Annotated in this window: 10 protein-coding genes; 3 read left to right on the forward strand and 7 right to left on the reverse strand. The window is 72.2% G+C overall.

What is annotated here, in order from left to right; genetic code table 11:
* The coding region (locus OZN99_RS14070) for an SbmA/BacA-like family transporter (RefSeq protein ID WP_270935871.1) at nt 1-1,179 on the reverse strand (1,179 nt) is incomplete at its 3' end.
* 248 nt (nt 1,180-1,427) lie between these two features.
* Between OZN99_RS14070 and OZN99_RS14075 the strand changes: the two genes are divergently transcribed.
* Nucleotides 1,428-2,702: an MFS transporter gene (locus OZN99_RS14075; protein WP_270935872.1), complete on the forward strand. Its 1,275-nt coding sequence runs from the start codon at nt 1,428-1,430 to the stop codon at nt 2,700-2,702.
* Between the two features lie 25 nt (nt 2,703-2,727).
* Here the strand turns inward: OZN99_RS14075 and hemJ are convergent, their stop codons facing one another.
* From hemJ to hemH, 4 genes are all read right to left on the reverse strand, one after another.
* Complete coding sequence (gene hemJ / locus OZN99_RS14080) at nt 2,728-3,180, reverse strand: protoporphyrinogen oxidase HemJ (protein ID WP_270935873.1); 453 nt, start codon at nt 3,178-3,180, stop codon at nt 2,728-2,730.
* Between the two features lie 12 nt (nt 3,181-3,192).
* A complete protein-coding gene (locus OZN99_RS14085) occupies nt 3,193-4,134 on the reverse strand; it encodes a tripartite tricarboxylate transporter substrate binding protein (protein ID WP_270935874.1) in 942 nt (313 codons plus the stop codon).
* A 64-nt stretch (nt 4,135-4,198) separates the two neighbouring features.
* Nucleotides 4,199-4,888: an HAD family hydrolase gene (locus OZN99_RS14090; protein WP_270935875.1), complete on the reverse strand. Its 690-nt coding sequence runs from the start codon at nt 4,886-4,888 to the stop codon at nt 4,199-4,201.
* Complete coding sequence (gene hemH / locus OZN99_RS14095; protein WP_270935876.1) at nt 4,885-6,063, reverse strand: ferrochelatase; 1,179 nt, start codon at nt 6,061-6,063, stop codon at nt 4,885-4,887. The genes OZN99_RS14090 and hemH overlap by 4 nt, the downstream gene beginning before the upstream one ends.
* Before the next feature lie 255 nt (nt 6,064-6,318).
* Here hemH and OZN99_RS14100 point away from each other — a divergent pair, with 255 nt between their 5' ends.
* Complete coding sequence (locus OZN99_RS14100; RefSeq protein ID WP_270935877.1) at nt 6,319-8,115, forward strand: calcium-binding protein; 1,797 nt, start codon at nt 6,319-6,321, stop codon at nt 8,113-8,115.
* Nucleotides 8,116-8,158: 43 nt separating this feature from the next.
* On the opposite strand, the gene OZN99_RS14105 is transcribed toward OZN99_RS14100, so the two are convergent.
* On the reverse strand, nt 8,159-9,310 hold the full coding sequence (locus tag OZN99_RS14105) for a beta-glucosidase (protein WP_270935878.1): 1,152 nt from the start codon (nt 9,308-9,310) through the stop codon (nt 8,159-8,161).
* Between the two features lie 357 nt (nt 9,311-9,667).
* Between OZN99_RS14105 and OZN99_RS14110 the strand changes: the two genes are divergently transcribed.
* Entirely contained in the window at nt 9,668-11,686 is a 2,019-nt protein-coding gene (locus OZN99_RS14110) for a calcium-binding protein (RefSeq protein ID WP_270935879.1), read from the forward strand.
* Between the two features lie 6 nt (nt 11,687-11,692).
* Here the strand turns inward: OZN99_RS14110 and OZN99_RS14115 are convergent.
* Nucleotides 11,693-13,034: ATP-binding protein (locus OZN99_RS14115; protein WP_270935880.1), on the reverse strand; the 1,342-nt coding region annotated here is incomplete at its 5' end.

Here is a 13,034-nt window from a genome sequence, read left to right on the forward strand (position 1 = left end):
GGCAAGCGTCACCTCCGGCGCGCGCAGCAGGTCGCGGCCGCATGGCGTTGCCAGCGCCAGGCCGCGCAGCTCGAGCGCCGGCGCGCCTTCCTCCCGCCGCAGCGTGCCGGGCGATGCGTCCGGCGCCGCCAGCGCGCGCTCCAGCTCGACGACGCGGGCGACATGGCAGCGCCAATCCGCCAGCCGCGGCCAGTTCTCGGTCAGCCAGCAGAGCGCGCGGGTCACCTCGTGGAAGGCGTGCGCGGTCTGCATCAGCACGCCGAGCGTGATCGCGCCGGCGAAGTATTGCGGCGCGCCCAGCAGCAGCGGCACCACGCCCGCCACCGGCATGAAGCAGCAGCCGAGCCACATCAGGTCGCGCTCGGCGCGGAACAGGCGGCGCATCACGGCCTCGAGCCTCGTATAGGCATCCGCCAGGCCGCGACGCTCGTCGGCCTCGCCGCGCAGCAGCGCGATCGCCTCGCTGTTCTCGCGCAGGCGCACCAGCGCGAAGCGGTGGTCGCCCTCGGCTTCGTTGCGCGCCATGTGGATCGCGGGCAGGCGGCGGCCGAGCCAGAAGGTCACCACGGCGCAGCCGCCGGCATAGAGCAGCGCCGCCCAGAGCATCCCGCCCGGGACAGGCAGCGGGCCGCCCGGCAGGGGCAGGAAGAAGCCCGCCGAGAGCTGCCACAGCATCCCCGCGAAGGAGACCAGCAGCACGACCGCGTAGATCAGGCCGAGGGCGAGATCGACCGCGATGGCCGTGGCCCAGCGGGCGTTCTCGCCGATCCGCTGGTCGGGGTTGTCGGTGCCCGCGGCATCGCCGGCCAGCCTGTGGTGCCGCCCATCGGCGAGCATCGCGCCCTGCAGCCGCAGCACCAGCCAGCGCCGCCAGCGGAAGCCGATCATCTGGCGCGACCAGAGTCGCCCGACGCTGGTCACCATCAGCGCCGCGATCAGCCCGGCGAAGACCAGCAACTGCGTCCCGAAGGCCGTGCCGTCGCGCTCGCCGAGCGCGTCGAAGGCCGCCCGGTGCCACAGCGCGAAGCCCCAATCGATTGCGATCTGCGCCAGGATCAGGGCGAGCGCGCCGGCGGCGAGCCCCCCGGCCACCCAGGGCTCCGCCGCGAACCAGCCTCGCGCCAGGCGCCAGGCGTCGCGGATCGGGCCGATCTCGGGGGGCGGGGCGCGATCCGGCATGCGGGTTCCTGTTGGGTGAAGGAGCCTTGATCGGTATACAACCTACAAAACGCACGCAATCGTGACGGTGGCCTCGCCACGACTGCGCGAGCGGGTGCGGCCGCCGTGCCACATTGCCGCCATCATCGGGCCGCGCGCCGTGCGAGCGCCCTCACCCCCGCGCACGCCCTGCAGCAGCCTTCCGCAATTTCATGTCGCCCGCGTTCAGACACGCGTAAGCTTGTCGTAGCAGGGGGAAGGACGACCCGATGTTCGCCGAACGGCTCGCGCGAGCCCTCGCGGCGCGCGGCATCCATTACGGCTGGGTCATGGCGGGCCTTGCCTTCTTCTACGTCCTCTTCTCGACCTCCGCGCTGGGCGTGCCCGGCGTGCTGATCCTGCCCATGTCGCAGGAACTCGGCATGACGATCGGCGAGCTTTCGGCACCGCAGGGCCTGCGCTTCGCGATGTTCGGGCTGATGGCGCCCTTCGCGGGCGGGCTGATGCTCCGCTACGGCCCACGCCGCATGCTGGCCTTCGCAGGCACGCTGCTGCTGGCCGGCCTCGCGCTGACCGCGACCATGCAGACCAGCTGGCAGCTCTGGCTAGGGGTCGGCGTCGTGCTCGGCATTGCGCCCGGGCTCACGGCCTTGCAGCTCAACGCCATCATCTCGTCCCGCTGGTTCACCGCGCGGCGCGGCATGGTGATCGGCCTGATGGGCGGCGCGACCGCGACCGGCGTGCTGGTCTTCATGCCGCTCGCCGCCTGGATCGCCGAGAGCTGGGGCTGGCGCATGGCCCTGCTGCCCTCGGCCATCGGCATGGCGGTGATGCTGGTCCTCTGCCACCTGTTCTTCCGCAACCGCCCGCAGGAGCTTGGCCTGCCCGCTTATGGCGACACCGTCATGCAGCCGGTGCCGCCGCCGCCCCAGGGCAACTTCGTCCGCATCAGCCTCGACGTGCTGGCGCTCGGCGTGCGGAAGCCGGTCTTCTGGATCCTGGCGGGCGCCTTCGCCATCTGCGGCGTCTCGAGCTTCGGCATCACCCAGGCGCATCTCGTGCCCTATTGCGGCGACATCGGCATCCCGATGGTCACCGCGGCCTGGCTGCTCGCGGTGATCGGCGTCGCGGACCTGATCGGCACGATCGGCTCCGGCTGGCTGTCCGATCGCTACGACAACCGCTGGCTGCTCTCGATGTATTACGGGCTGCGCGGCGTGTCGCTGTTCTGGCTGGTGTTCAGCGATGCGACGCTGGTGGGGCTGACCATCTTCGCGGTGATCTACGGGCTCGACTTCATCGCGACCATGCCGCCGACGGTGAAGCTGACCATCGCGACCTTCGGGCGGGAGACGGGGCCGGCGCTGCTCGCCTGGATCCTCGCCGCGCACCAGTTGGGCTCGGGCGCCTTCGCGGCGCTTGCCGGCAGCAGCCGCGACGCGGTCGGCAGCTACCTGCCGGCCTTCTTCGCCGCCGCCGTGCTCTGCATGGTCGCCGCCATCGCCTTCGTCGGCGTCAGGCGCCCCGCGCCGGCGCCGGCCTGAGGACGCTCGACGGCCGCGCCGCGGATCAGAACGGCTTCGCGATCACCATCACCACGATGACGATGAGGGCGAGCGTGGGCACCTCGTTCAGGATGCGCCAGGCGCGTTCTGTGCGCGGCCGCTCGTCCCGCGCGAAGCCCTTCAGAGCCTTCGCCAGGTCCATGTGGCACCAGGTCAGCGCCGCGATCCCCAGCAGCTTCAGGTGCCACCACCCGGCCGTCCAGTCGATCACGCCCGGCGTCAGCACCACCAGGATGCCGAACAGGTATGATGCGATCATCGCGGGATTCATGATCGCCTTCAGCAGCCGGCGCTCCATCACCTTGAAGGTCTCGGAGCGCGGATCGCCGGCCGGCACCTGCGAGTGGTACACATAAAGGCGCGGCAGGTAGAACAGCCCAGCCATCCAGGCGAAGACCGCGATCACGTGCAGCGACTTGGTCCAGGGATAGGCAGGCGCGAGGACATCCAGCGTCACGCGTGACGTCTCCTACTGCCGCGCCAGGCCGAGGTCGCGCAGCACCGTGCGGTTCAGCTCGCTCTCCTCGGCGAAGCGCGCGCGGAAGGCGGCGCCGTCCAGATGCACCGGCACCGCGTTGAGCCGTTGCGCGGTGGTCCGGAAGCTCTCGCTCGCCGCGGCGGCGGCGCAGCCGCGCTCGAGCGTGGCGGCGATCGCGTCGGGCAGGCCGGCCGGGGCAAGCAGCCCGCCATTGCTGCTGCCGACGAGCGGCTGGCCAAGCTCGGCGAGGGTTGGCGCGTCCACGCCGGCCATGCGCTGCGGCGCCATGACGCCGAGCACCGGCAGGCCGGTGGAGGCCGGGATCGAGGCGCTCTCGACGAAGACCTGGATCTGGCCGCCGAGGGCGGCCTGGGCCATCGGCGCGGCGCCGGTGAAGGGCACGTGCAGCCCCTCGATCCCGAGGCGGGCGAGCAGCGCCGCCATCAGGATGTGCTGCGTGCTGCCCTGCCCGGGCGAGCCGAAGACCAGCGCCTCCTTCCCGCTGCGGCCGTGGCGGACCATGCCGGCGAAGTCCTGGAACGGCATGTTGCGCGCGCCGACCAGCACCTGCGGGTTGTCGTAGACCATGCAGAGGAAGCGGAAGCTGTCGAGCCCGTAGCTCAGCGCCTGCTGGTGCGGCTGCGCCGTCAGCGGGTTGTTCGGCGAGAACAGCAGCGTGTAGCCGTCGGGCCGGGCGCGGGCGGCCTCCGCCGCGCCGATGGTTCCGGCCGCGCCACCCCGGTTCACGATCACCACGCTCTGTCCCAGCGCGCGGCTCAGTTCCGGCTGCAGCGCGCGCGCCATCAGGTCGGTGTTGCCGCCCGGCGGGTAGCCGACGACCACGGTGATCGGCCGCGACGGATAGTCCTGCGCAAAGGCCGCGAGCGGCAGCGCCAGAAGCGCGGCGATGATGGCGACGAGGCGTCTTCTCATCCAACAGCCCTCCCCTTCCCGCGTCGGTCCCCGATGCAGGCGGGACGGCGCGGGCGGCAGGCTATCAGCGCGTGGGCGCGTCCGTCAGCCCGAGCAGCGCCGGCAGGTCGCACATGTCGCCGAAGGGCTCGGCACCGACGGCGCGCAGCGCCTCGGCCGGCGTGTTGCGCGCGAAGCCGAGCACCCGGCAGCCCGCGGCAATCCCGGCGCGCGCGCCGGCGACGCTGTCCTCCACCACGACGCAGGCCCGCGGATCGGCGCCGCAGGCGGCGGCGGCGGCGCGGTACATGTCGGGCGCCGGCTTGGGCCGCGCCACGTCGTTCACGCTGAAGCTGCGGCCGCGGAAGGTCTCCGCCAGGCCCAGCCGCCGCAGCTTGGTCGCAAGCTCGGGGTTGGAGGAGTTGCTGGCGACCGCCACGGGGATCCCCGCCGCCTCGATGGCGGCCACCGCCGCCAGTGCGCCCGCCACGGGCACCGCCTCTTCCTCCAGCGCGCGCACCACGCGGGCGACCAGCGTCGGCAGGAAGTCTGCCGGCACCGAGCCAGGGCCGAGCCGCTGCTCGACCATCGGCCCGATCGCCTCCCAGGCCAGGCCGCGGAAGCGGCGCGCGCCTTCCTCCGGCGTGATCTCCCAGCCGAGGCCGGAGATCTCCTCGGCCATGATGCGGTCGTGCAGCGCCTCGGTGTCGGCCAGCACGCCGTCGCAGTCGAACAGGACGGCCGCCGGCCGGGCCGGCGCGGGCGGTGCGGTCACGCCGCCACCCGGGCCCGGCGCTCCGCGGCCAGCTTCGCATGCGGGCAGTCGCCGTGCTGCTTCGGGCATTGCCGCGCGCCCGCGAAGGAGCAGAGGCTGCGCCCCTCCGCGCGCCCCCGGTGCACCAGCCCGGCCAGCGCGGCGATGAAGGCCGGGTCGGAATTCTGCGCCGGCGCGCGGAAATAGCCGGGCACGCCGAGCCGCTCCGCCTCCTCGCGATACTCCACGTCCAGCTCGACCAGCGTCTCCGAATGCTCGGAGGTGAAGGCGATCGGCACGACCAGCACCGCCACCTTGTCGTGCCCCGCGCGCTCCAGCTCCTCCTCGGTGGAGGGGCCGATCCATTTCTGCGGCGTCACGCGGGACTGGTAGCAGACGACGTGGTCCAGCCCCTCGAGACCCAGCCGCTCCACCACCTGCGCGACGGACTGCTCGACCTGCCACTGATAGGGGTCGCCGGCCTGCACGATGCTCTCCGGCAGGCCATGCGCGCTGAACAGCACGCGCAGCGGGATGGCGGGATCGAGCTCGGCCCGCGCCTTGTCCCAGGCGGCGCGCACGATCGCCGCGGTTGAGCCGGCGAAGCCCGCATCGGAATGGAAACAGCAGAGCGTGGTGGTGGGCACGTCCAGGCCGACGCGCGCCGCCGCCTTCTCCCACGCCACGATGCTGCTGCCCGTCGTGGTGGTGGAGAACTGCGGGTAGAGCGGCAGCAGCAGGATCTCGTCCGGGCCCCAGGCCTTCACCTCGGCCGCCGTGGCGTCGCTCATCGGGTGCCAGTAGCGCATCGCGATGAAGACCCGCGCCTCCACCCCGCCGTCCGCGGCCAGCGCCGCCTGCAGGCTCGCCGCCTGCTCCTGCGTGAGTTCCAGCAGCGGGGACCGACCGCCGAGGATGGCGTAGTTCTCGCTGGCCGGCTTGGTCCGCCGCCAGGCGATGATCCGGCCAAGCCAGGGCCTGACCCAGCCCGGCACGCGCAGGATGGCGGGGTCGGTGAACAGGTTGACCAGGAACGGCCGCACGCTGTCCGGTGCGTCCGGGCCGCCGAGGTTGAACAGCACCACGGCCAAGCGCGGTGGCCGCTCGGTCGCGCGCGCGGGACCCGGGGCGGCTTCGCCCGGGGCGCGCGGATCGGTCGCCAGCCCTGCGGGCGCCGGCTCGGCGGGAAGGTCCATGGTGAGGCGGGAAATGCCACGCCGGGGCGGTGGGTCAAGGGTCGCGAGCCCTCAAGGCGCCGATTCCTGTCCGAGCGTGCAGCGGCGTTGGACCGGCCGGGCGGCGCCGGCATCGTCTAATTATATTCAGATGCGAAAATATCGATATGGAATGGCGCTTATGACATGCAGCGGTTGCTGCCCAGTCATGCGCCAACTATTAATTCCGCAGCCGATCCCGCCGGGATCCGCAGGGAACGGAACAAGGGCGCCAGCATGTCCGCGACACTGATCACCGACGCCGTCGGCAATGGCACGGACGGGGACGACACGCTGTTCGGCACGACCCTGGCGCAGCGCATCTCGGGCCGGGCGGGGAACGACGTCATCTCCGGTTCGGGCGATCCGTCGGCAGGTGCCGTCACCCTGCCCGGCGCGGGCGCCGACACGATCGATGGCGGCCCCGGCACGGATACGGTGAGCGGCGGCACCGGCGCCGACCTGCTGACGGGCGGCATCGGCAGCGACGTGCTGCTCGGCGCCGCCGGCGCCGACACCATCTACGGCACGACAGGCGGCCCCAGCGCGGCCTGGGAGCTGAACCCGGACAGCACCTTCGTGCTGAACGTCGCGGATTACGGCACGTCGTCCGTGGGCGTGACGGTCAACCTGCAGACCAACGTCAACACGGGCGGCGACGCGCAGGGCGACCTGCTCTTCTTCATCAACGGCGTCATCGGCTCCGGTTTCGGCGACAGCCTCACCGGGCGCGCCAATGTCGGCTCGCTGCTGCAGGGCGGCGCGGGGAACGACACGCTGCAGGCCGGCGGCGGCGCCGACTCGCTGGATGGCGGCGCGGACGCCGATTCGCTGCATGGCAGCGGCGGGGCGGACAGCCTGGTCGGGGGATCCGGCAACGATACGCTGCGTGGCGGCACCGAGGGCGACGTCCTGAATGGCGGTGCCGGCAACGACCTGCTCAGCGGCGAGGCCGGCGACGACCTGCTGCTCGGCGACGTCAGTGCTGGCGTGGCGCTGCCCGGGAACGACCAGCTGGATGGCGGCAGCGGCAACGACACGCTGCTGGGCGGCGGCGGCAACGATTCGCTGAACGGGCGCGACGGCAACGACGACCTGCAGGGCGAGGACGGCAACGACATCCTGACCGACCTGTTCGGCGCCAACACGCTGGCCGGCGGCGCCGGTAACGACACGCTGAATGCCGATGGAGGTGCCGACAGCCTGTCCGGCGGCATCGGCGACGACCGGCTGAGCGGCGGCGCCGGGAACGACGTGCTGCTGGGCGGCGAGGGCAACGACCGGCTGTTCGGCGGCGACGACGACGGTGACGTCCTGTTCGGCAATGACGGCAACGACAGCCTTTATGGTGGCGCGGGCGCCGAGTCGATGGATGGCGGCGCCGGCAACGACCGTCTGGAAGCCGGCACCGGCGCCGACAGCCTGTTCGGCGGCGAAACCGGCAATGACACGCTGTTCGGCGGCGCGGACGCGGACTATGTCGATGGCGGCCTGGAGAACGACAGCCTGTTCGGCGAGGACGGCGACGACACGCTGATCGGCAACAGCGGCAACGACCGGCTCGACGGCGCCGCGGGCGCCGACTCGCTGCGCGCGGACAACGGCGCCGACACGCTCTATGGCGGCGAAGGCGCGGACACGCTGAACGGCGGCGAAGGCGCGGACGCGCTGTTCGGCGGGGCCGGCGCCGACATCTTCATCTACGGCTCGACCACCTTCAGCAACGCGACCAGCGGCTTCGACACCATCACGGGCTTCGAGCGGTCGCTGTTCGCCAAGGCGCCCGGCGAGCACGACCGGATCGACCTCAGCGATCTGAATTCCGGGGATGCCGACGGGTTCTTCACCTTCATCGGCCAGGCGGCGTTCTCCGCCGGCTCGGACGCCGAGGTGCGCTTCGTCCGCGACTTCACCAACCGGGTGACGCTGGTGCAGGTGGACCGCAATGGCGACAACACCGTGGACATGGAGATCGTCCTCACCAGCACCGTGCCGCTGCAGGCGGCCGACTTCATCCTCGGCGTGCCGGTCTGACCGGGGGTGCCGGGCCACCCCGCGGGGTGGCCCGGCGTGATCTTCAGACCGCGGCGCTTCGCGGCGCCGCCGACGTGGCATCGCGCATCGTCGCCTGGAGCCGCGCCAGTTCCTCCGCCAGCGGGCGATACGCCTCGCGCCGGCCATGCTTCGGCTGCAACTCGAACAGGCCGTTCGCGCAGTAGCGGTCCTCGTCCCAGCCGATATGCGAGATGACGGGATAGAGGCAGATGCCGTGCACCCGCACGCCTTCCGCCGCCGCGGCCAGCGTCTCCTCCGTCACGTAGCGCAGCCAGGTCGGGCGCGGCCAGCCTTCGATGCTGGTCTCCGCCACGAACAGGTCACGGCCTGCATAGCGCGCGGCGGCGTCCTTGATCAGGTCCCGGAAGGGACGGAAGCGCGCGGCGTCGAAGACGCTGAGCGGCTCGGCATGGTGCAGCCACTGGTTGTTCCAGTAGTAGTTGATCCCCACGACGTCGAGCACGTCCTCGCTGCCGCCGAGCGCGGGCTCCTCGCGCCCGGCCAGCATGTCCCAGGCCTGCCACTGGCTGGCATTGTGCCGCCGGACCTCCTCGGCCTCGCCCTCATGGCGGGGCACGATGTTGATGACGGGGTCGATCGCCGCGGTGCGGGCGCCCGGCGCCACCTGGCGCACCGCATGCGTTCCCGCCACGGCGGCGCGCACCAGGTTGCGCTTCAGCTCCATGCCGCGGCCCTTCGCATGCGGGCTGCAGCGTTCCATGTCGCCGCCGGCGAAGGCCAGGAAGGAGATCTCGTTGACCGGGCAGACGAAGGGCGCGCGGCCGGTCTCCTCCACATGCAGCCGCGCGAAGGCCGCGGCGTAGCGTGCGAAGCGGTCCACGAAGGCGGGCGAGAACACGTCGATGTCGTCCGGCCAGCCGTAATGGCAGAGGTCCCAGATCACCTGGGTATCGGCCCGCTCCGCCGCGCGCAGCATCGGCAGGAGGGAGGACCAGTCGTAGTGGCCGGGCGAGGTCTCGATCAGGTGCCAGCGCACGCCGTCGCGGACGGTGCGGATGCCGTGCTCGGCGCACTGGCTGTAGTCCTCGTACGCCAGCATGTCGTGATGCGTGGCTGCGATCATGTCGAGGCGCTTGCGCCGCATGTTGCGGTGCGTCGAACACTCGAAGCCGGCCATGAAGAAGGAGCGGAACAGGGGATCGGGCGGAATCACGCGCAACTCCGTGACGGTGGAAGCGGTCAGTGAGTGAACCGGGGCGGTAACGCCCCGCGGGCGGAAGGCTTCCCGCCCCGCGATCACGCGCGCGCGAGCGGCAGCGTCGTTTTTGCCTATTGTATTCTATTTGGGCAAGGGAAATTCGCGTGCTCGCGCGGGTGGCGGTGCCCCTGGCGCGGATTGGCTTCGTCTGTCCCGTCCGGGACGGCCCGGTTCAGTCCCGTCGTCCTGCGGCGCCTTCATCGTTCCGCGTCCGACGTTTTCGTTCATTCCTCAACCGACGGTTGCTTGATCCTTTCTGCCAGTGGTTCGAAACAGCAACGTTAGCCAGACACTCGCACCGAGGCGTACCGCATGCCGATCCCCGTTCCGATTCCCGGCCAGGACGACCTGCTGCTCTCGCCGGATGACGGCACTTCGGCCGGCGGCGCGGAGTACCAGCCGCGGGTGACCGGCACTGCGGGCGGCGGCTTCGTTGCGGCGTGGCATGACTTCCTGCCCACCACCACCGCCCGCGCCCCGTCAGGCTACCCCTACGCGATCGACGCGGATGGCGGTGTGACCATCATGCTGAAGCGCTTCGGCGCCGATGGCGCCGCGCTCGGCCCGGCGGTGCCGGTCAGCAGCAACCTCGTCGGCAATTTCGACGGGCATGGCGTGGTCACGCTGACCAACGGCAACGTCGCGGTGGGCTGGGGCGTGTTCGACAGCGCCGGGGGGGCGAGCCGGATCGGCGCGCGCGTCATCGACCCCGCGACCGGCGCCACGGTCGGCGCCGAGCTGCCATTGGCGACCGGCGGAGCCTTCGCCGCCGGCGTTATCTTCCACCAGATCGTGGCCCTGTCCGGCGGCCGCGCCGGCGTGATGTATGTCGATGGCGCCGGCACCGACCGCCTGCAGCTGGCCATCGTCAATGCCGACGGCAGCGCGGGCGCCGTCTCCACCCTGGTCACCCAGGGCGCCGACTGGCTGCCGGCCACCGGCATCCACGACGCCGCCGCCGCGTTGCAGGGCGCGAATGCGGACATCCTGGCCGTCGCGCTGCGGACCTATACCGGGCCGGGAACGGGCAGCACGAAGATCGTGTTCCGCAACCTGGACGGCTCCCCGGCGGCGCTGCCCACGCTGGACCTGACCCCGACCAATCCGGACGCCTACATCCCGGTGCTCGCCGCGCGCCCCGATGGCGGGCTGGTCGTCGCCCACAGCATCGCCTCGCCTGCCAGCACGGAGATCATCCGCGTCTACCGGCTGGATGCCGCCGGCGCGCTGGAAGGCCCGCCGACCACCGTCACCTTCAACACAGGCACCTTCGGCACGACGGAGCTGTGCGTGCTGTCCGACGGCAGCATCCTTGTCGCCATCTCCGGCATCGCCGCGGGCGGCTTCGACCCGAACATCCTGGTGCAGCGCCTGCACGCCGACGGCACGCTCGACGGCGGGGTCACGCGCGTGGATTCCGCGCCGAACGGCGAGCAGTCGCGGCCCGAGCTGGCGCAGACCGGCGACGGAAGCGTCATCGCCGCCTTCTTCGATGCGCGCAGCTTCTCCGACTACCAGATCCGCGCGGCGCGGCTGGAATTTCCCGAGCCGATCCTGGACGACGGCACCCCCGGTGCCGATACCATCACCGGCAGCAACACCACGGACACGCTCGGCGGCGGCGCGGGCAACGACTCGATCTTCGCGGCCGCCGGCAACGACGATCTGGATGGCGGCCTCGGCGCCGACACGGTGGATGCCGGGGCGGGGAACGACAGCGTCGCCGGCGGCGGCGGCAACGACAGCCTCTCGGGCGGGACGGGCAACGACGTCATCTACAACCAGGGCGGCGACAACACGGCCGATGGCGGCGACGGCAACGACGTCGTCTATGGCGGCGCCGGCGTGGACAGCATCACCGGCGCGGTGGGCAACGACACGCTCTATGGCGGCCTCGGCGACGACCGCCTCCTGGGTGGCGCCGGCAATGACGAGATCTATGGCGGGGGCGGCGCCGACACCATCGAAGGCGGCACGGGCGCCGACACCCTGGTCGGCGGGGACGGCGCGGACGTCTTCCGCTACGGCGCGACGGCCGAGAGCAACACGGTGCTGCGCGACCTGATCCTGACCTTCGCGCGCGGCGTGGACCGGATCGACCTCTCGGCCATCGACACCAATGCCGCCACCCCGGCGGACGAAGCCTTCGCCTTCATCGGCTACGGCACCTTCACCGGCGGCGCCGGCGTGGCGGAGGTGCGCCTGGTGCGGGACGCCGCGCTCGGCCGCACCCTGGTGGAGGTGGACGGCCCCGATGCCAACGCCGTGGCCGAGATGGTGATCATCGTCGCCGGCGGCGGCGCGCTGCGGGCGGAGGACTTCATCCTGTAGTCCGGATTACTCCGCCGCCGGCAGCCAGACGCGGAAGGTGGAGCCGACGCCTTCCTCGCTCTCGATCACGAGCTGGCCGCGGTGGCGGTTCACGATGTGCTTCACGATCGCCAGGCCGAGGCCGGTGCCGCCCGCGTGGCGGGACCGGCCGCGGTCCACGCGGTAGAAGCGCTCCGTCAGCCGCGGCAGGTGATGCCGCGCGATGCCGGGGCCGTCATCCGCCACGCTCAGCACCACGCCGGGCCGCGACGGCCAGCGGCCGCCCGGCTCCACCGGCGCCACGGCGAGGCGGATCGTCCCGCCCTCCCGACCGTAGCGCGCCGCATTCTCCAGCAGGTTTCGCAGCACCTGGCCGAGCTGCTCCGCATCGGCCGGCGTCGCCACCGCCGCGGCGTCCAGCGCCCGCTGCAGCGTGACGCGGCGCGCGGCGAGGATGGGCGCCATCGCCTCCGCCTCCGCCGTCGCAAGCGCGGCCAGCTCCACGCGCCCGGTCGGCGGCTGGTGCTCGGTGATCTCGATGCGGGAGAGGCCGAGCAGGTCGTCGATCAGCCGGCGCATCCGCTCCGCCTGCTCCGCCATGATGCCGAGGAAGCGCGTGCGCGCCTCCGCATCGTCCTGCGCCGGGCCGCGCAGCGTCTCGACGAAGCCGATCAGGGAGGCGAGCGGCGTGCGCAGCTCGTGGCTGGCATTGGCGACGAAGTCGGCGCGCATCCGCTCCACCGCGCGTTCCCGCGTGCGGTCCGACAGCAGCAGCACGACGCGACCGCCATCGGCCAGCGGCGGGTCCATCGGGATGACATGCACCAGCAGGTCGCGCGGCACAGGCACCGGCAGGGCGATGTCCACCTGGCGGGCCGCGCCGCCGGCCAGCGCCTCGTCCAACGCATCGGCCATCGCCGGGTGGCGCAGCAGGGCGGCCAGGTCCCCCAGAGCGCCCTGCGTCGTGCCGGCAGGCACGCGGGAGTCGGATGTGCCGAACAGCGTGCGCGCCGCTGCGTTGGCGCGCAGCGCGGTGCCGCGCCCGTCCAGCACCACCAGCGGATCGGGCAGCCGCTCCACGATTGCCTCGTCGGCCCGGCGCAGCCGCACGACGAGCTCCGCGCGCTCGCTCGCGCTGCGGGCCAGGCGGCGCACTCCCTCGGCGATCTCCTCGACCGAGGGGAGCAGCACGGGGCCGTCGAAGACGACCGTCTCCGTCTCCCCCAGCTCGGCGCGGCGCATCGCCTGGTCCAGCCGGCGCAGATTGCCGAGCCAGATGCGCGCGACCGCCGCCGCCGCCGCCAGCGTGGCGCCCAGCGCCAGCAGCCCCGGCAGCGGCGCCGCCCAGCCTGCCAGCACCAGCACCCCC

Origin of the sequence: Falsiroseomonas oryzae, assembly GCF_027856955.1 — a bacterium.
Classification (GTDB): domain Bacteria; phylum Pseudomonadota; class Alphaproteobacteria; order Acetobacterales; family Acetobacteraceae; genus Falsiroseomonas; species Falsiroseomonas oryzae.